General features: G+C 58.3%; 15 protein-coding genes, 1 tRNA gene and 1 pseudogene. 5 read left to right on the plus strand and 12 right to left on the minus strand.

What is annotated here, in order from left to right; translation table 11 throughout:
* Window positions 1-230: 230 nt before the first annotated feature.
* The 3 genes from OZX74_RS08850 to OZX74_RS08860 all read right to left on the minus strand — a co-directional run bounded on the left by OZX74_RS08850 (window position 231) and on the right by OZX74_RS08860 (window position 7,699).
* Window positions 231-3,152, minus strand: coding sequence for an SdrD B-like domain-containing protein (locus OZX74_RS08850; RefSeq protein ID WP_277156543.1), 2,922 nt, complete (start codon window positions 3,150-3,152; stop codon window positions 231-233).
* A complete protein-coding gene (locus OZX74_RS08855; protein ID WP_277156544.1) occupies window positions 3,153-5,288 on the minus strand; it encodes a hypothetical protein in 2,136 nt (711 codons plus the stop codon).
* 371 nt (window positions 5,289-5,659) lie between these two features.
* The gene (locus OZX74_RS08860) at window positions 5,660-7,699 is read right to left on the minus strand and encodes a trypsin-like peptidase domain-containing protein (protein WP_277156545.1); all 2,040 of its coding nucleotides are present in this window, start codon (window positions 7,697-7,699) and stop codon (window positions 5,660-5,662) included.
* A gap of 345 nt (window positions 7,700-8,044) precedes the next feature.
* Between OZX74_RS08860 and tgt the strand changes: the two genes are divergently transcribed.
* From tgt to OZX74_RS08875, 3 genes are all read left to right on the plus strand, one after another.
* Complete coding sequence (gene tgt / locus OZX74_RS08865; RefSeq protein WP_277156546.1) at window positions 8,045-9,586, plus strand: tRNA guanosine(34) transglycosylase Tgt; 1,542 nt, start codon at window positions 8,045-8,047, stop codon at window positions 9,584-9,586.
* Between the two features lie 282 nt (window positions 9,587-9,868).
* On the plus strand, window positions 9,869-10,741 hold the full coding sequence (locus tag OZX74_RS08870; RefSeq protein WP_277156547.1) for a nitroreductase family protein: 873 nt from the start codon (window positions 9,869-9,871) through the stop codon (window positions 10,739-10,741).
* Between the two features lie 237 nt (window positions 10,742-10,978).
* A tRNA-Leu gene (locus OZX74_RS08875) sits at window positions 10,979-11,064 on the plus strand.
* Between the two features lie 165 nt (window positions 11,065-11,229).
* Here the strand turns inward: OZX74_RS08875 and OZX74_RS08880 are convergent.
* The 9 genes from OZX74_RS08880 to OZX74_RS08920 form a co-directional block, all read right to left on the minus strand.
* Window positions 11,230-11,883 (minus strand): hypothetical protein, encoded by a 654-nt coding sequence (locus tag OZX74_RS08880; RefSeq protein ID WP_277156548.1) that lies wholly within the window; start codon window positions 11,881-11,883, stop codon window positions 11,230-11,232.
* Window positions 11,884-12,026: 143 nt separating this feature from the next.
* Complete coding sequence (locus OZX74_RS08885; RefSeq protein WP_277156549.1) at window positions 12,027-12,149, minus strand: hypothetical protein; 123 nt, start codon at window positions 12,147-12,149, stop codon at window positions 12,027-12,029.
* Between the two features lie 76 nt (window positions 12,150-12,225).
* On the minus strand, window positions 12,226-12,837 hold the full coding sequence (locus tag OZX74_RS08890) for a hypothetical protein (protein ID WP_277156550.1): 612 nt from the start codon (window positions 12,835-12,837) through the stop codon (window positions 12,226-12,228).
* 138 nt (window positions 12,838-12,975) lie between these two features.
* On the minus strand, window positions 12,976-13,767 hold the full coding sequence (locus OZX74_RS08895) for a hypothetical protein (protein ID WP_277156551.1): 792 nt from the start codon (window positions 13,765-13,767) through the stop codon (window positions 12,976-12,978).
* Window positions 13,764-13,901 (minus strand): hypothetical protein, encoded by a 138-nt coding sequence (locus OZX74_RS08900; protein ID WP_277156552.1) that lies wholly within the window; start codon window positions 13,899-13,901, stop codon window positions 13,764-13,766. Before OZX74_RS08900 ends, OZX74_RS08895 begins: the two co-directional genes overlap by 4 nt.
* A 580-nt stretch (window positions 13,902-14,481) precedes the next feature.
* Entirely contained in the window at window positions 14,482-15,075 is a 594-nt protein-coding gene (locus tag OZX74_RS08905; RefSeq protein WP_277156553.1) for a T7SS effector LXG polymorphic toxin, read from the minus strand.
* Window positions 15,066-15,452: a hypothetical protein gene (locus OZX74_RS08910; protein WP_277156554.1), complete on the minus strand. Its 387-nt coding sequence runs from the start codon at window positions 15,450-15,452 to the stop codon at window positions 15,066-15,068. The genes OZX74_RS08905 and OZX74_RS08910 overlap by 10 nt, the downstream gene beginning before the upstream one ends.
* A complete protein-coding gene (locus OZX74_RS08915; protein ID WP_277156555.1) occupies window positions 15,449-15,742 on the minus strand; it encodes a hypothetical protein in 294 nt (97 codons plus the stop codon). The genes OZX74_RS08910 and OZX74_RS08915 overlap by 4 nt, the downstream gene beginning before the upstream one ends.
* Window positions 15,743-15,931: 189 nt before the next feature.
* Window positions 15,932-16,507 carry a TIGR00730 family Rossman fold protein gene (locus OZX74_RS08920; protein ID WP_277156556.1) on the minus strand — a complete coding sequence of 192 codons (576 nt, stop codon included), beginning with the start codon at window positions 16,505-16,507 and terminating at the stop codon, window positions 15,932-15,934.
* Between the two features lie 296 nt (window positions 16,508-16,803).
* Between OZX74_RS08920 and OZX74_RS08925 the strand changes: the two genes are divergently transcribed.
* Window positions 16,804-17,811 (plus strand): ketopantoate reductase family protein, encoded by a 1,008-nt coding sequence (locus tag OZX74_RS08925; protein ID WP_277156557.1) that lies wholly within the window; start codon window positions 16,804-16,806, stop codon window positions 17,809-17,811.
* 323 nt (window positions 17,812-18,134) lie between these two features.
* Window positions 18,135-19,138: pseudogene (locus OZX74_RS08930) on the plus strand (2-dehydropantoate 2-reductase).
* Window positions 19,139-19,243 lie beyond the last annotated feature (105 nt).

The following is a 19,243-nucleotide window of genomic DNA, read 5'->3' on the forward strand; positions in this document are numbered from 1 at the left end:
GTGCTGCTAAAGCCACGAGTCACACAAGTTACGCGGCCAAAGCAAGTTGGTCACGCCTTGTTAACCCACCGGCGACGCGAAGCCACCGATACACGGCGTAAAGATTATGAAATCAAGTATAGCGGTATCACGTCGACAACCCGTCCCAAAACTGGGCGACAATCTTCCCCGAAAACTCGTGTGGGCCGCCAACCAAAGCCAGCGACCCACCAAATCACCATGCTTTATCGTCACATGTTGCTTCGTGACCTCTTGAACCAGGCGATCAGAATCCCCAAGACCGCAGTCAACAAGGCTATCAAGGCAATCACGAACGTCTCGGCTCCGGTCTTCGCCATCGTCGCCTTTGTGGGCTTCGGCGCAGCAGACGTGCCTTTTCCACGAACCGTATTCGGTGAAACCGGTCCGTTGACATTACCGAACGCCGATTTAGCTGGCACAGAACCGCTATCATTACCGTGCAACGGCACGGACGAAGCAGAGGTATCGCCACCATCAGGACCTGGCTTGGACGCACCAGACGTATCGTCATTACCGGTTCCTGATCCGGGCACGCTGTCGTTGCCGGTTCCCGGCCCGGATGTGCCGCCGCCACCGGACGGCTCAGGCGTACCACTGTTACCAGAACTCGACCCAGACGAGGCAGGCGTGTATTTGTTGGTGAAAGTCGCAGCATGGACGCTAGTGCCACTGGCGTCGTTCAGCGTCGCAGCCACATGGCGAGTGAAATCGCCGTAATCGTCGTAGACCACAATCGTCAGTATATACTCGTTGGAAGTGCCCGGAGTCGGAGCGACATCCGTATGATGGTCAGTACCGTCCTCCGTGATTTTGTATCTGAACGTGTAATGGTCCGTCGAAGTAAGCCTGAACTTGGAGGCATCAATCAGAACCGTCTTCTGCCCAGCAGCGCTGCCCACACCGCCCACACGGATGCTGGAAGGCACTGCCTGTCCCTCGCCTGCGGCCGGTGCTCCATCGATGGGGGCGATATTGAACCTATATTGCTCGCCCGGCAGCCAGTTACGACCTTGAAGCCTCTTGACAATGAGGAAACCGGCTTCTCCGGCATCCAAGGGGCCGACGAGCCCTTCGTTCTCATAGTCATCTTCGTAAGTTGGGCTGACCATTCTTGCCAACGCCGGTATGCCGGCGATGGCGATGGATCCATGCTCGTCAGCCTTGCTGTTGATGGTCCTGTCGCTGCCGACATGAGCGGTGGTGGGCGTCAGGCCCCTCGGACCGTTGACACGCACGCGATACCCTGACCCTGATGAGACATCGTCGAATCTATAGTTGCCATGACTGTCGGTCACGCCCTGCAGCGGATGACCACTCGTATCCGTGACGATATGGCCCGAACCATCGACCAACTTCACGGAGGCATCGGGAACGACGGGCTCGCCGGGATCGTCAAGCCCGTTTTGGTTGGAGTCGTACCACACCGTACCGCTGACGATGCGGTTGCAAGTCTGGGTCAGCGCGATGACGTTGTTGGCGCCATTGGCCCACTGCTGCTCGTAAAAATCCCCTGCATTGTTGTCTCGGGGCTTCAACGTGGTGTCGATGAGCAGACTGGAGCCAGCAGGCAGTGTCGGAAGCTCAAACGCCATGGCCGTGACGCCGCTGGAGGGCATGCTAAGGGACCTGCCGCTGGAATCGATACGGACCAAGTCGTCGGCGCCATCCGGGACGACATCAACCGTCTTCCAAATATCCGCATGCGTATCGATTTGTGTACGAGTGATGTCCGCCGGGCTCACGTCCGCTCCCTGCAGGCTCGTATCGGTGGAATAGCGCACCACCAAACCGCTCAGCGAGGCACTGCCCTGCGCCTTGATGCGTACACTCTGGATCTGGTAGCTGCCGTGGAAGGTAGATAGGCTGTCGTTACCGCCGTGGTGCGGCATGATCTCCAATGAGAATGGATTTGCTTTACCGGTTTGCGAATAATTGCCGAACATCGAGCGGTAGACAAACGGCTGTCCAATTTCGTTGATGAGTGTCTTCGCCCGTGTGGTGAGTCCAGCTTCCCGCAGCTTGGAGACGCCCATACTCGCCGAGCTCAAAGTTCCCTTCGCGGCGGTCGGTGAGACATGATAGCCATCAGAGGAGATGGACGCGCTGACCGTATAGCGGTCGTTGTTTTTCGCATCCTGGCTGGCATCATCCTCATTGCCGATCGTGGTGCTGAAATGGATGGTCCGGTCGCGGCTGTCCCGCGGAATATCGGGAACCTGCCAGACGAGAACGGCGGTGCCATTGGGGTTATGGGTGATGGTCGGCTCAAGGTCCATGCCACCGATCACGGTACCGGCATCAGGCGTATGTTCCGTATATATACCGTCGAGCTTGGATGAATTCACTATATAATGCAGGCCGACCGGCAAAGTAGCGGTGACGGTGGCCTTGCTGGTACCTCTCCCGGTTATGGCGCGGATTCTAGCTCCAATCGACCAATCCACGGTACGCTGCCGATTGTCGAGGTCGAACTGCGACTTGGGATTCCCGCCCGTTTCCTGCGCGACGGAGATGTCGACCGCCGGCTGCTCGCTCGCCACATAAAGCGCATCGCCCCACTGACGTTCGTGGGTGCCAGAGCCGACTTGATAGCCGGCGTCGGTGTATGACGGCTTTACGTATGGCTTCCGCTGGAACGTGTCGGTATCGATGGCACCCTGTAAATGGTCGTTGAAATACCAATCCATAGGATTTTGAGTCACGGTCCAATCGGCCCAATCAGAGTCCTGGCCTTCGACGGAAAGGGACAGGCCCTTCGCGGTCTTCATCTGTTGGCGCGTATACATGTAGTTGATGGCGCTGAGCTGGGCTACCGAGCCGTCCGGAGCGTCCCTGCGAACCGTCGCGCGGATATTGCCCATACTGAACTTCGTCTCGATGCCTGCGCTACGGCTGTATGCCAGCTGGTTGGAGGCGAGCAGGACGCCGACGATAGTGCCGTGACTCTGGGCCTCGGCCTTGGAATTGTAATACCTAAGGTCGCCGAGGACAGCAGTACGTTCCTCAGTGTCATCGGTCCATCCTGAACCATCCGGCTTGACTGCGTATTTGGCTTTGACCGGAGTGGCCCGGTTGGAGAAAGGATCGGGATCATTCCAACTGTGGAAGAACCCTGTTTTCCCTGCATACACTCACGAACCACCGGACCCTCCGGCGTCAAGATGGTTTTCGTCCGCCAGATCGATGACCTTTGGATCGATTTTGATGAGCATCATGTGGCCGACAGGCAGTTTCGCATCGGGTTGCTGGAAGACATATGCCGTTGAAATGCGGATGGGGTCGCCCGGCGTGGCCACATCGGTGTCTTTGCGGTTGTCGTCGCCCGTCCACCCCGCACAGTCGATACCGTTCTCTTCATAAGCGCGATCCGTGGCGCAGGCGTAGCCGTAGAACGGCGAAACGGAACCCGGGACGACGAGGTTGAACCTGTCCGGCCGCCAGTTGTCGTTATTGACCGTACTGCCGTCGGTATTGTGATCGTTGACCGCCTGATTGCTCCGATCGGAGCCAGAGGTATTGGAAGCCACGCCGCTGACATCGGTGTAGCTCATACCACCTTCGTCGGCGGTAAGGGTCACGGTGACTCCGGATCCATAGGCCGCCTGGAGTTGGCTGTCGGTTTTATCGACGGGGTGGAAAAGATAGAGATAACCGGTCGAAATTTCGCCGACATTTTGGACAGTGCAATTATTGCCCATGAACTCATCGCTGCATGACGCGCCAGCCTGTGGGGAACTCCCCTGCTTTGGCCAGAACGAACCGATGTCATAGCCGCTGAGCGTGAAATGATAGGCAGTATAGTCGGTGCCGATTTCCTGGGTGACTTGATAGTCGCCGTTGTCGTAGGTCCTGTTGTGGTCTCTGCCGTCGGTATGGGTGCGGAAGCCGCCGGCGATCTTGTAATTGTCCGAGCGCGGCACGTAGTTCTGTGTGTCGTTGTTGAGTTCCCTGCCCGGTGTCGACGGCGTCGCCTGCCGCGTTGCCGCGTCCGCATGGCTCATGGTCGGCGTCGTCACCGGTGCCAGCCCCCAGAATCTGGATTGTACGTCCGCTCCGGCGTCGGCGATGTCTCCATTGTCCTTGTTCCATTTGTCAGTGGTGCTCAGGTTGAAGGTGATTAGCCCTTGCGGGGCTTCCAGGCCTTTCATCCCCTTGCCACGGACGATATCGGCCTTGGGCCAGCGCAGATCGACGGCCCAAGGCATACCGGTGATATAGCCGCGCTTCTTGCCCAAGCCGTAGTTGATCTGGCCCGCTGCATCGGGCTTGTCGAAATCGAATTTCCTGATGGGTGAGGCTTGGGTGACGGTGGAATCACCGGCGAAATTGCCGATGCGGATATCGAGACTCGTCTTGGCACTGATGGTCAGTGCGCGTGGCGTATCGGTTTTGCCGACGGTGTCACCGGTGTATTCGGAACGCGCGTTGACGCTCGGCGCAAGCGTCTGCCCATTGAGCATGACGTTGATCTTGAGGACGATGGTCACCGAGGCGGTGCCCGGTGCGACGTAGGTGCCCGGCCGGGAGGCGGTGGTGTGGCGCCAGAAGACGTAGTCCTGCGAACCGTCGGGATTGTCCGTATGAGTGCTGGGATATTGCGGATTCTGGTCGATCCAGCTCATGTCGTTGGTGTCCAGCACCGCCTTGTTCTTGTCGACCGGGATGTGGACATCGAAACGCACACGAGCATCGCGATAATAGTCCGTCGGAGACTGCGGGGCGAGCGTGTAATCGTAATCGTAGGTGACTTTGTCGAAAGAACGAACAATGGCATTGCTGTCGCAGGAATCGTCGCCGGGGTTGTCATCGGCATCAAAGGGCGCCTGCCCTGTGCGCATACTGTCGAGGTTGAGTCCGCTGACTACAACGTTGTCGCTGGCGGTAGCAGCATCATGGGTGACGATGGTGCCGCCTCTGGTCAACGGCATACTTGCCTTGGAACCATCATCGTTTTGTTTGGGCTGAGAGCCGTTGTTGTGGATGGCGCCAGGATTTGCAGCCGACGAACCAGCGTCTTGCTGCGAATTCGGCTTCGAGGCCACCGACTTGTTGCGCAACGAACCATTTGTCGATTTGGCAGCGGCAGAACCCTGACCCTGCTGCCGATTCTTGGAATCGACGGCAATCCGATTTTCAGTCTGCGATGAACCCTGCTGCAACGGGACCTGCTGTGACACAGTCTGCGACGAGGACTGAGACGATTCGCCTCCGGCCAACGACTTGGCGGATGCCGACACCGATGCCGTTCCAGCATTATCCCCGACCATATTCGGAGCGCAGATTGCGGAAGGAGCGAACATTCCCAACGCAGCAACGCCGCTGATCGCACTGACTATAATATGCACAAGCTTAAAACGTGACAATATAATTCAGTCTTTCCTAGTTCCCCAATTTTGCAAAAGGTGCAATACCTTTAAACAATCAACTGAATTATATATAAAAAATAAGACGTATGAACTTTTAATATATTATTTATTCCTAAGCTAAATTCACTCCAAAATACTGCAAAATATGGCTATAAAGCACGAATGGTTCCGGGAGATTCCCAAAATAAGGAATAACCCGGAACCAATCATGCATTTCAATTTCTGCACCTCAGCCGATAGACCGAATGCAGATGTTGGCCGACAGCCTCGCTTTACCAGAGACCGAACGGATCAAAGAGGCCGCCGCCGTCTCCGTCGCTATTGCCGGAACCATCGCCATTCTGACTCTGGCCGTTCTGGCCTTGTCCATTCTGGCCGTTGCTGCCGTTCTGCTTCTGGGTTTCGGAACGGTTGCTGCCCTTGACGTCGCTTTCCTTCTGGTCGAGGGTGACTTCGACGTCCATGGTCTTGCCACCGCGGACGAGGGTGAGCTTCACCTTGTCACCGAGCGCCGAGGCGCGGACGTAACCGAGCAATGCGGAGCTCGAGCCGACCGCCTGGCCGTTGAAAGCGACGATGGTGTCATCGGCCTTGAGTCCGGCCTTGTCCGCCGGGCTGCCCTTGACAACCGCCGAGCCGCCGGTGGAAGGCGTGGTGATCTGAGCGCCGCCGCGGGTGATGCCGTCAGATTCGACATTGGCGGACTTGATGGTCACGCCGAGCATCGCGTGCTGGACGGAACCCTTCTCCACGATTTCATCGGCGACGCGCTTGACGAGGTTCGACGGAATCGCAAAGCCGATGCCGATGGATCCGGACTGGCCGGAAGACGAGGAAGCGGAGGCGATCGAGGAGTTGATGCCGATGACCTGGCCACCTGCGTCGAAGGTGGGGCCGCCCGAGTTGCCGGGGTTGATGGCCGCATCGATCTGCACGGCGTTGGTCACGATTTCGGAATTGTTGTCATCCATCACCGAAACCGGGCGGTTGAGCGCCGAAACGATGCCGGTGGTGGCGGTGTCGTCGTAGCCCAGAGGGTTGCCGACGGCCATGACGCTTTCACCGACCGCGAGTTTGCTGGAATCCGCGAACTCGACCGGCTTGAGGTCGCTTGGCGCATTCTGCAACTGCAGCACCGCGAGATCGGTGGTGCTGTCTGCGCCCACGACGCTCGCCTTATACATCTGACCGTTGGAAAGCGTGACCTGGATGTTCTGGCCACCGCTCACCACATGGTTGTTGGTGACGATGTGGCCCTTGGTATCGAGAATCGCGCCGGAGCCCTTGGCGATGCCCTGGCTGACCTGCGTGGTGATCGAAACCACGGAATTGGACACCTTCGATGAGACGCCGGCCCAGTCGGGAGCCTGCCCGCCCTTGACGTTGGCGGTGCCGGAACCGGATTTGTTGGAAGTGATGCCGGATATCGAGCTGGAAGTCGGAACGGTTACCCATCCTTTGGAAATGCCGAGGAAACCGATACCCAAGCACAGCGCCGCCGTAACGACCGCGGCGACGATGGCCGTGACGACGTTACTGTGCGACTTCGGCTGAGCGTATCCATAGCCATTGCCGCCGTTCGGCATGTTCGGCCCGTCGAAATTACCGCTGTTCGGGCCTTGCGGCTGGCCGGGACCGGCGTTGTACGGGCCGTAGGAAGTACCGAAATCGTTATTATTCTCGTTGCCGCCATTGTCATTCTGGCCGGCGTTCGGGTTTTGGCCGTTGCTGCCGAAGATACCATTCCATGGCATGGCCGGGGTGTTGGCAGGACCGTTGCTGCCCGCGGCATTGCCGGAACCGAACGGGGCATTGTTGTTGCCGTAGTTGTTGCCATAGCCGTTGCCGATGTGATCGGGCAGCGGGCCATACGCGCCATATTCGGGAGCCGGACGGTACGGGCCGGAAGTGGACGAAGCAGTGGAATTCGGCGTATTGGAAGTCTCATAAGGATTGTTCGAAGGGCTGGCACCGGAGACGTTGGCCGTCGAATTTGCGTCGTCAGGCCGGTATCCGGTTGTGAACACCTCCGTTGGCGTGCTGTTGGAAGAATCATTGGTTGCACCGTTGAAATTCCCCGTATCCGACGTTGTAACGGGCTGCGTGGCGATCGGCTGGGTGCTGCCTAAAGCGGCCGTATCGTTGCTGGTTGTTGTCGCACCGGCATAATCGGTATCCCTATTGTCGCTTTCCGACGCGCCATGAAGCTGATCATTACTGACAAAATCCGGTAAATCCGGCATCGCATTCATGTCTTCATTTGGACGTGCAGGCTGACCACTGCCCCACTCATCTTTGTTGTCTTCAGCCATTGCTGCTCCTTATATTTTCCCGGATGGCCGCGGCGTTAAGCAAATTCTGGCGTACCACCACTCGTGAACCACTAGTAATGAGTAAAGACAAGCGGTCTGAACGTTTCCTGAACGTTCATTGAAAGAAAGTTTCAAACCTCATACCAATCTGCTGATGTCCTCGCCAAATCCCAGTTCTTGGCTAATTTTATAGGTCCCCATGAACCTAATCGTCGCTGAACGAATTTGTGGTATGGCTCCGCCTAGAGTGAACGTAAAAGCCGATTTTCGTCGTATAACGTGGCTGACACGGACGAAATGATACGACAATGCGAACGGCACGGAATCGCAACAATGGAAACGGATATGGATATTTCAGGCATTTCAGCGGACAATGCAGCAGAACAGCTTAAGAACGAAGGCACGGCGAGTTCAAATATGACGAACGATAACAGTAATACAAAATTCACTTCCGCCGGAGACACCACGAGCAGCGCTCACTGCCACGCGCAAACCCACATTCCTGGTCACAAGGATGTCGCATCAGTGGCAACGTCATATGCACAGGCCCATTCCGGCAGCTCGGTCTCGCAGTTGGTGCCGAGCGCTTCGGGATTGTTGGAACGACCTTTGGGAGCGGCACCCGGCAAACCCGGCGAGCGCAGCAAGTTCTACTTCGAGCAGAAGACCCGTCTCTCGGATTCGGCAGACGGTCTGGGGCGCGGAGGTGCGCGTTACGGACGAACCGGCGTCATCCATACCCCGCACGGCGATATCAAGACCCCGGCCTTCGTGCCCGTCGCCACGCAGGCGGCGATGAAGGGCGTGCTGCCGGAGACCATGAAATCGCTCGGCGCGCAATGCCTGCTTTCCAACGCGTTCCACTTGTTTGAACGACCCGGCGAGAGCATCATCGACGAAGCCGGCGGGCTCGCGCGCTTCGAGAACTGGGACGGGCCGACCTTCACCGATTCCGGCGGGTTCCAAGTGCTTTCGCTAGGCGCCGGGTTCAAGAAGACGCTGGCAATGGACGTCACCGGAATGAAGTCCGACGACGTAATCGCCAAGGGCCGCGAGCGCAAGGCCTTCGTAGACGAGGACGGCGTGACGTTCAAATCGCCGCTTAACGGTTCGGAGCACCGGTTCAGCGCCGAGATCTCCATGGGTATCCAGCACAAAATCGGCGCAGACATCATGTTCGCCTTCGACGAGCTCACGACGCTGATGAACACGCGTGGCTATCAGGAGCATTCTGTCGAGCGAACGTTCCGGTGGGCTCGTCGTTGCGTTGCCGAACATCAACGGCTCACCGAGGCGCGGGTCGGCAAACCCTACCAGGCGCTTTACGGCGTCGTGCAGGGTGCGAACTACGAAGATCTGCGACGCAAGGCCGCTTCCGAGATCGCCTCGCTCGACTTCGACGGCGTGGGCATCGGCGGTGCGATCGAGAAGCGCGTCATCGGCAACACCTGCGCGTGGATCTGCGACGAAATGCCGGAGTCACGGCCCCGGCACGTTTTGGGCATCGCCGCGGTGGATGATATCTTCGCGTGCGTGGAGAACGGCGGCGACACCTTCGACTGCGTAGCCCCCGCCCGCTGCGCCCGCAACGGCGCGATCTACACGCGCGACGGCCGATACAACATCAAGCGCGCCGCCAACAAGCGCGACTTCGGGCCGCTCGAGGAGGGCTGCGACTGCTATACGTGCACGCACTACTCGCGCGCCTACGTCGATCATCTGCTGCGCGCCCACGAAATCAACGGCGCGACGCTGGCCACCATCCACAACGAGCGCTTCTTCATCAAGCTGCTCGATGACATCCGCGCCTCCATCGACGGCGGCTACTTCGAGGCCTTCCGCGACGAGACCCTCGCCCGCTACTACGCCCACGGCTCCAAGGGGTGAGACGCCGAATTCGACTCTTGCGATTTTCACCCATTCAGTGCTGGTAAACGGACTCTAACGGCCGCCAAAAGTCCGTTTACCAGCACCAAACCCATATTCCATCAATCAATGTTGGAAAACGGATTTTGACATCCCCTTATGTGCCGTTTACCAGCACCAGTTGCAGGCAGAGCACTTGAATGAAGCGCTTCTGTTTTCCTCCCAGCTACCGCAAAATGTGTCATTCGTCACTTTCTACGACGCACCGAACTCGCTAAGCCGCACCATACCAAGTCAATCGGTATGATGGAAATGTTCACCGATGACAGGCAGAGGGGCAAAATGGATCTGAACGAGGCGATGACGGAGCGCCATTCCGTACGTATGTATACCGACGAGCCTGTCAGCAAGGCCCTGCTTAGTGAAATCGCCTCGGAAATCGAGCGCTGCAACGCCAAGTCCGGCCTACATTTCCAGATGGCCGCCGGGCTCGACGACGCTTTCTGCGGTTACAAGACCCATTACGGGCGGTTTAGCGGTGTGCACAACGCCATCGCTCTAGTTGCGAAAATTGGTGTTCCTTACGATCTACATCCAGCGAAGAAGGCTCCGCAGACGGATGAGGAAGCCACTGATCCGATTCCGCATGAAGAAGCCGAAATCGAACAAAAGGTGGGTTATTACGGCGAGCAACTCGCGCTGAAACTTGTCCAACTCGGGCTCTCAACTTCGTGGGCCGTGCTCGACGACGCCGCAACAGGCTGGTGGAGACTCGAGCCCGGCGAGCGCGTGGTGTGGATTCTTGCCTTCGGCCACCCCGCACGGCCCGGTGCCAAGCACCACAGCAAACCGTTGGATTCATTGTGCTCGCTGCCCGCGAGCCTCGGCCCCAATGCGACGCTCGCGGATGCCCCCGATTGGTTCCAGCGCGGCGTCGAAGCCGCTTCGCTCGCCCCGACGTCACTGAGCCAGCAACCATTCCACTTCACGCTAGAAGATACCGACACCGCCGGCAGTCCAGTCAGCTCAGCCAGTTCCATCGCAACCAGCGAAAAGCTTTTACCCGCCGTCAGCGCCCGCATCACTCCCGGCCTCTTTGCCCACGTTGGTCTGGGCTGCGCGAAACGCAATTTCGAAATCGGCGCAGATGCCAGCAACTTCAAGTGGACACGGTGACGCTCCAATCTCCCCCCTCAGCCGTCCGCCGGACAGGTTACTACGACGAAAAGCACGTTTTTCGCCCATTTTTCATGCTTTTCGTCGCGTTAAGTGCTCTAACGTGCTTTTGGTCGCATCCATCACCTTGGGGATTCCGGCAACCAGTCCTCCCCGCCCAAGCCGACTGCCGAGCAACACGCGCCGCAACCGCCTCTTGCGTTCGTCGGCACTGCGCAGTAACCTTATTATTTGTCTGCGAGTATGGCGGAATGGTAGACGCGCTGTCTTCAGGTGGCAGTGAGCGTATGCTCGTGGGGGTTCAACTCCCCCTACTCGCACCATCAATTGAGGTTCTGGAAACATTGAATTGCACCGATTCCAGAACCTCAAGTTTTTGCATAAATCACGGAATATAACCCAAGTTTTCGTCCCTGGTTTACCTTCCCTTATGAGTTGCACAGGAACATCATATTTCCTTTGAAACTGTTAGCGTAGACTCATCGGTTTTATGGTTTCGGCGAGGCAACGAGGATGACACCCTGCCTACCGTTGATGCCGGTTAGGGCGCTCAGCGTGATGCAGAGCCCGTCGGATGCCGTCTTGGTCTGACCGAGCCGTAGCGTCATGCCTTTATCATCGTCTTCGTTCATAGGCAGGATGAGGTAATAGCCTTTGCGGTCATGGTCGAGGGCGTAGGGCAGGGCGATGGCGTGACCGCCCAGATTCACGGTGTCGCCGAGTGCGGCGGTCGCCGTGGTCCCGGCGCCGACGGGTGGTTGGACGGATTGTTCGACCGGCGGGTCAGGCTGGTAGAGTTCGAACAACACACTCACTGACTGGACCCCGTCCCAATCGTCGAACGAGGCCACTGTCACCGACACCCCCATCTGTCTCGAGCTCCATGTGTCGCCGACCCCAAGGTTGACGATACTGTATTCGCCGCCAAGATCGACGTGGCGTGGGAGTACGTCCACCTTGAGATTGATGGAGTACCCAGTGTTGCCGTGGTCAAGCTGGGAATCGACCACGACGGTAATGTTGCCGGTGCGGATAACACCTCCGATAGCTGTCTTGTACACCTGCCCCCTGTCGAGCCGTTCCTTCCTGATGTTCGCGGATTGGGTGATGATTGGCTCTTCCTTCCTACTATCCGTCTGCATGGTTCTTGTGCCTCCTTCAGGCGGCTTGAACGCCGCTACAATCCCTAGCACGACGATAGCCAGCATAACGACGACAGCCACCGCCCGCGCCAGCCACTTTCTCCACGGCATCCTGTGTACCGATTCACACGCCGCCGTGTGGTTCATTGCTCGGATACCGGCGTGACGAGCAGTGTGACACCCTGACGGCCATGGATGTCGGTGAGGGCCAGAAGCGACACCGTGTACTTCACGCCGTGCAGGTCGCCCGTCCTGCTCTGCCCCACGCTCATCGACAGGTCCTGGGCTTTTCGGCCCCGTTGCCCAGCAATATCGGCACCAGGTAGGTGCCGTCCTGCTGTTTCACGATGCCGTATCCCAGTGAGACCTTGACGTAGTTCTTGTTGATCTTTGGACTGCTTTCCCCCATGCGCACCTCGTAGGTCCTGCCGTCCCGGGACTGCGGGGGTTGCCGGCCTTCAGCCGGATGGAGGGGCCGTCCTGGCAGGTCTCGATGAGGAGTCTGACGGCCTGGGCGCCCTCATCATCGCCCAGGGTCAGCAGGGTCACCGCTATGCCGTCCCCCGGTCTGCGGATGGTCTCGCCGACCTTCGGGTCCACGTCCCCGCCGAGCTTGGCGAGGTGGTTCATGACGATGAGGCGTGCCCGCTTCTCCCCATGCTCGTCGGTCGGATGGTAAATCTGGATGTCGATATTGCCCATCCGTATGATGCCGCCGACGTCGCCGATCACGACCCAACCTTTGTCGATTCGCTCCTGGGGGATGTTGCGGGCCGTCGCCCTGATGATGTGCCGTCCTGTCATGGCGTCCATGATGAGTCCTTTCTCAAACACGCAGACGGCGACAAGAGCCACGGCAATCACTGCGGCCAGAATAGCCAACACGCGTCGCGGGCGGTGCCGTCTTGACGTTTCTGAGCGTTGGTTGTCTGTTTCGGATGTCTCTCCGTCCATGCTACTGCCTCGATTCCTCGTTGAACAGCTGGTTGAACTCCTGCTTGCTGACCCAGAACGCGTCGTCCTTGTCGCACGGAAGCCAAACCCCCGCTCCGGCACAGGGCATCCGGCGCAATGCGCCCGCCGCCGTGCTCTTCAGTGTATGGGCGCGGAGGTGGCGATCAGTGTGGCGCCCTGCCGGCCGTCGATATCGTTCAGGGCCAGCAGCGTCACCGTGTAGCTGAAGCTGTAGAGCCTGACCGTCCTGCTCTGGCCCACGGCCATCGACATGTCCTTGGACTCGTTCATTCCGCCGTTCAGCTGTATTGGCACCAGATAGGTGCCGTCCTCCTCCTTCGTGATGCAGTACCCCAGCGAGACCGTGTCATAGTCATCGCCTACCTTCATACTCTCGCCCTTGCGCAGCTCGTGCGGCTCGCCCTCACGGAGCCGTTCAGCCGGCACGTCGGCCTGCTGCCGGATGGACGGACCGTCCTGATAGGGCTCGAAGAGCAGATCGGCCGCCTGGGTTTCCTCGAAGCCCTTCAGCGCCACGAGTGTTATCGCCACGCCGAGCCGGGCGTCACTTCTCGTCTGCCCTACCTTCAGGTCCATGTCCCTGCCCGGGGTGAACGGTCTGGCAAAGACCGTCAACGGGATATGCCAGCCGTCGAGATCGTGCTGCAAAACGTGGATGCTTAAGTCCAGGCCGCCGACCCCTCCTCTTCCGCCTGGTTGCACGGTCTGGACCGTGCCCCGTTCGAGTCGTTCCTTTGGTATGTCGGCCTTCTCCCTGATGATCGGGTGCGGTAGCAGTGCCATGATGTGTCCCTCCGATCCCACGTACAACAGCCCAGCCACGACGGCCAGGGCCAGCAGGACAACCACGAACACTGGCCTGCGCCGCAGTTTCCGGGTTCCGCTGCTTGCACGTTCGGTTCTGCTCATTGCTGTGATTCTTCTCTGAATGCCCTGTTGAAGTCGTCCTTGCTGATCCAGAACAGCTCGCCGGCATCCTCGGTGGAATTCCCATCCTGATCGTACCAATAGTTTTTGCCCCACGGGTTGCGCAAGCAGACCATGTCGCCTTTGGTTTCGACGACCTCATAGGCATGCTTTTTGCGATGGCGATTCTGTAGCCGTTGCCCGGTAGTTTCGTTCCGTCGTTGGCGGATACCAACATCGCTCCGTCCTCGGTGTAATCGTTGTCCGTAGGCAGATGCGGGAAGAACGGCTTGGTGGCGGCTACGGAGATGGTGCCGTCGACGGACCCCTTGGAGTTGAGGGCCTCGTCACCCGGGTTGCCGTCCGTCTTAAGGGGTTTCCTGCCTGTGATGGCCTCCCACGCCCAGTCCGGCTCGCCGCCGTTGATTGAACCCCGGCCGAACTGTTTCCTGATGGCCGCCTCATACAGCGCGGCTATGCCCTGGGATCCGATTTTGTAGGTGTAGTGGACGTCGACCTTCACGCGCTTACCGTCGTCGTAGAGGGTGACGATGTAGTAGGTCTTGCCGTCCTTGTCCGTTTTCTTAGTAATGCCGTTCCTCAGGTCGTAGCCGGAGTCCGCGAGAGCCTGGAGGGTGGCGATCAGCCAACAGTCTCCCATGTACTTCCCCTGCTTGAAGTCACCGGCCTTTGGTTCTTTATTCAACAAATCAGGTTTCAGTTTATAGTTCTTGTCGCTGTCGTCTTCCAATCCACCTTCGTCTTGGAACAAGAACCCCAAGAATTGATGGCGGTGAAGTCCTGCGCCGACTTCATCGCTTTGGTAAAGTCCCCGGTGGCCTGGTCGAATTGGTGGAGGCGGTCAATCTTGTCTTGGAGCCATTGGCCGGTTCTTCGGTCCTGGGCAAGCAGGTCGTTGATTGCGGGGACGACCAAGTTGCGCGTGACGGGCGGGAGCAGATCACGGACGGCCTCGATGGCCCGGTCGACTTGGCGGAGCTTATCCAAAGCCTGAGTGACGGCGTCCTCGGCGATGAAGTCGTCGTCGATGTACTGGTCGAGGAGGGTGGCAAGCGTGCGGTGGTCGTCGAGAACGGCCTGGTTGTAGGCGAGAGCTTGGTTGATTTGCCAGCTGAGGGTATCGGCCTGTTGTTTGGCGGCCTGCCATGCCTGGCCGGTGAGCCGGTTCTCCCCGTTGAGGCCGTCACAGGCACTCAAGATCTGACGAAGCTGTTGGTTCTGGGCGTTGATGGTCTTGCAGGACTCATCTATAGCCCGGTGCAGCGCCCCCTTGTCGACAATCAGCCCCATGGTCGCTCCCCTCGCGTGTCCGTCGTGCCGCCGCGACGTGCGGCGAGCACCCGTCGTTGCCCCTGCAGGTCCTCGTCACATGTGCGGATACGGCGGCTTTCCGCGTCGCGGTCGTCGGCCTCCTGCTCGATACGGTTCATGAGACCGCCTGCGGAGGCGCGGAACTCGTCCTCGATCGCGCCGAACCGGGCGTACGCCTGGCTGCCGCGCAGCCCCTCGGACAGGCCCATCCATATATCGTGGTGGCGATTACAGGCCGACTGCATCTCATCCCAGGCTTTATCACAGGCCTGACGTTCGCGGCGCAGATCATCCAGCCTCTTGCCGTCCGCTTCCAGCTGTCGGTCCACCTCGTCGGCGGGCTCTTCCTCGTTCATTGAATACCCTCGACCGCCGCAGCCGACGCCTGATCGGCCTGGCCTAGCCCCTCGTCCGCGTCGATGGCCCCCGATGCCAGCGATCCCGCCGCACTCGCCAGGATACTGCCAATGCTGGCAACGCCCGCGCACGCGTCCGCCGCCAGGGCCATGGCACGGATGTTCGTGGCGCCGGCAGTGAAGCCGTAGCCGACCTCATCACCATCAGCGGCGCGCCGCAATGTGTCGGCATGCCCCTGTGCCACGTCCCCAATACTCCGAATCTCGCCCATAAGAACAGATTTTATCACAATATATTGCAATCGAACAATAGCAACACGATAATGAATATTGCCGCCCGTTAGGGCAATGGGGCTCGTCAAGAAACCCACTCTGCAATAAAGCTTCTATCCGGAATGGCCGCAGCCGCCAAGACCTCCATGACACCATTGCGACTCAAACCCCTACCGCCCAGCAACAGGCACTGGAAGCCGGAGCATTTACTTGCGCTCGGGGAAGGTGCGGATTTGCGGGGGCTGGTAGGTGGCGGCGAAACGGGTGATTTCGTCGACCGAATCGGTGACCAGCAGTTTCGTACGGTCAACAGCGGTCAGGAAACCCGCTGATACCATAGTGTCATACATTTGCGCCAACGGACGCCAATAATCGTCAAGATCAAACAGCACGCAAGGCTTGTCGTTCAGGCCGATGCGCGATGACGAAAATGCTTCCGCGATCTCCTCGAGCGTGCCGGGGCCGCCAGGAAAAGCGATCAAGATATCGCCCAGCTCCATCATGCGGCGCTTGCGCACGTCCATATCGTCGACGACCTCCATTGTCGTCAGGCCCGTCGCGCCGGCGTTGCGGTCGATGAGCATCTGCGGCATGATGCCGTGCACCTTGCCGCCGCCGCCGAGCACCGTCTGCGCGACCGTGCCCATCAGCCCGACACCGCCGCCGCCATAGACCAGCTCGCTCTCGTCAAGCCCCGCAATCCACTCGCCAAGCCGCTTCGCCGCCGCCGCATACTTCGGATCGTTGCCGCTCGACGCGCCGCAATACACCGTAATCTTCATGCCATTCTCCCTGATAACCGTTCATGACATACCAATAAACTTAAATCTCACTATATCGGCATATCCATAATTGCGATATCGAGCCCCTGATAACTAGACGTTATTACTTTATCTATTTATTCATCAATTAGTCTCAAAACCGCCGCGAAAACCGTCCACGATGCGGAATGAAGCTGAGAAACCCTACTGCCATCACGCATACTGCGAATAACCGGCAATGCCGCATGATGTTGTCCACAAGATTGTTGCGGCACTCGCCGCGAAACCCACAAGGGACAAACTAGAAGGGAAACATCATGAGATACGGCATCATCGGCGCAGGAGCCATGGGATTCAGATATGGCGTGCTGCTGCAGGAATTGGCACACCAGCCGGTGGATTACATTGAGATTTGGGAGCCGAATCTCAAGAAGGTCAAGGAGCAGGGCGGCGTCTACGTTTCCCGCGACCACGAAGGCCGTCATCTCGTCAAAGCCGATATCTATTCGCCGGAAGAGTACGCGGCGAAAGGCGGCGACCCCGACGTGTGGATCATCATGCTCAAGCAGATGCAGCTTGCCGACGCGCTCAAGCGTTGCGCCGATGCGGGTATCTTCAAGGACCATCAGGTCGTCTTCTCGGCGATGAACGGCTGGGGCCACTTCGACAAAATCCTCAACTACTTCCCCAAAGAACGCATCTACGGCGGCACCGCGATGGTCGCGTCCGTCTTCAACGGCCCCGGCGACGTCGATTTCATCGGCAAGCCCGGCGCTGGCACCATGCATATCTGCGCGATGACCGAGGAGATCACCGACATCGAGAAGGAGATGGTCGCCGACCTCGACAAGACCGGCTTCAACCCGCAGGTCACGCAGAACTTCCGCGGCACCTGCCTGGCGAAGGTCATCTTCAATTCCGTGATCAACTCGCTGTGCACGATGTACCAGATCACGATGGGGCAGTTCATCTCCTACCCCGGCGCGATGGACATGGCTCGCCAGCTGATCAACGAGGCGTACGACGCGCTCGAACGCGACGGTTTCAAGCCGATTCAGGACCGAGAGGCCGCCGTCAAGGAGGTCGATTACGTCAGCCGCGTCGCCAACCCGCTGCACTATCCGTCGATGTACCAGGACATGCACAACGGCCGCAAGACCGAGGTGGACTACATCAACGGCTACATCGCCGAAGTCGGGCGCCGGGTCGACAGCCCGTGCCGCACGCAGGAGTTCCTGCGCCATTGCCTCCACGTCGCCGAGCTCGCCTTCCAGATCCACAAAAAGGAAGCCGAGGAAAAAGCTGAAGCCGCCGCAGCCAAATAATCGGTTCCGCTAATCAGCGGTTAGTTTTCAATGATTTTGGCTGGCGCTTCGTCACGTTGAAAAGGCCAGCCAAAATCATTAAACATCGCTTTTGCACGCGGCTTTCACGTCGCCAAATCTTCATCCGCTCCAACCGCTCTAACTTATCTCAAAAAACGTTAGAATCTTGTCCGCTATTTGACCATTAAGTACTCGATTCCAAGCTTTCTGGTTTAGAGCTAAGTATCTAAGGAAAATCGCTTGTATATCCACAAGATTTAGCGACGCATCCTTGTACCCAAAAGGCGTAGAGACAACTGAATTCCAAGACGGAAAGAACGATTATGAAATACGGGATTATTGGTGCAGGATCTATGGGCTTCAGATTTGGAGTGCTGTTCCACAATCTGGTGGGCCGCGACGTCGATTACATCGATATCTGGGAGCCGAACCTGAAAGCAATCAAAGAGCAGGGCGGCGTCTACGTTTCCCGCGATTACGAAAACCGTCATCTGGAAAAAGTCAACGTCTATACGCCTGAAGAGTATGCGGCCAAGGGCGGCGACCCCGACGTGTGGATCATCATGCTCAAGCAGATGCAGCTTGCCGACGCGCTCAAGCGTTGCGCCGATGCGGGTATCTTCAAGGACCATCAGGTCGTCTTCTCGGCGATGAACGGCTGGGGCCACTTCGACAAAATCCTCAACTACTTCCCCAAAGAACGCATCTACGGCGGCACCGCGATGGTCGGAAGCTCCTTCCTCGGACCCGGCGAAGTCGATTTCCAAGGCAAGCTTGGCGGCGGAAGCATGCATATCTGCTCGATGAGCGGCGAGGTGACACCCGTGGAGCAAGAGCTGGTCGATGACTTCGAAAGGCTCATTTCAATCCGATAATTTCGCATGACCTGCAAGGCACCTGCCTGGCGAAGATCATCTTCAATTCCGTGGTCAACTCGCTGTGCACCATGTATCAGATCCGTATGGGTCAGTTCATTTCCTATCCAGGCGCGATGGACATGACCACACAACTGGTCAACGAGGCTTACGACGCGCTGGAACGCGGCGGAATCCAGCCCATCCAGACCCGTGCCGAGGCCATTCATGAGGTGGAGAATTCCAGCAAGGTCGTCATGCCGCTGCACTATCCGTCGATGTACCAGGACATGCACAACGGCCGCAAGACCGAGGTGGACTACATCAACGGCTACATCGCCCGGGTCGGCCGCGAAAACGACTGCCCGTGCCGTGTACACGAGTTCGTGACCAACGGCGTACACGTCGCCGAGCTCGCCTTCCAGATCCACAAAAAGGAAGCCGCCGAAAAGGCTGCTGCCGCTGGCAAGTAAATCAAGAAACTACTGCCTTTTTCGGTTTGCTTGATTTCGAAACTTTTACAGCCAAGCAAACCGAAGAAACCGAGATAACAACTCGTACGTTTCAACATAAAAACC

Source organism: Bifidobacterium sp. ESL0798 (assembly GCF_029395415.1).
GTDB lineage: Bacteria > Actinomycetota > Actinomycetes > Actinomycetales > Bifidobacteriaceae > Bifidobacterium.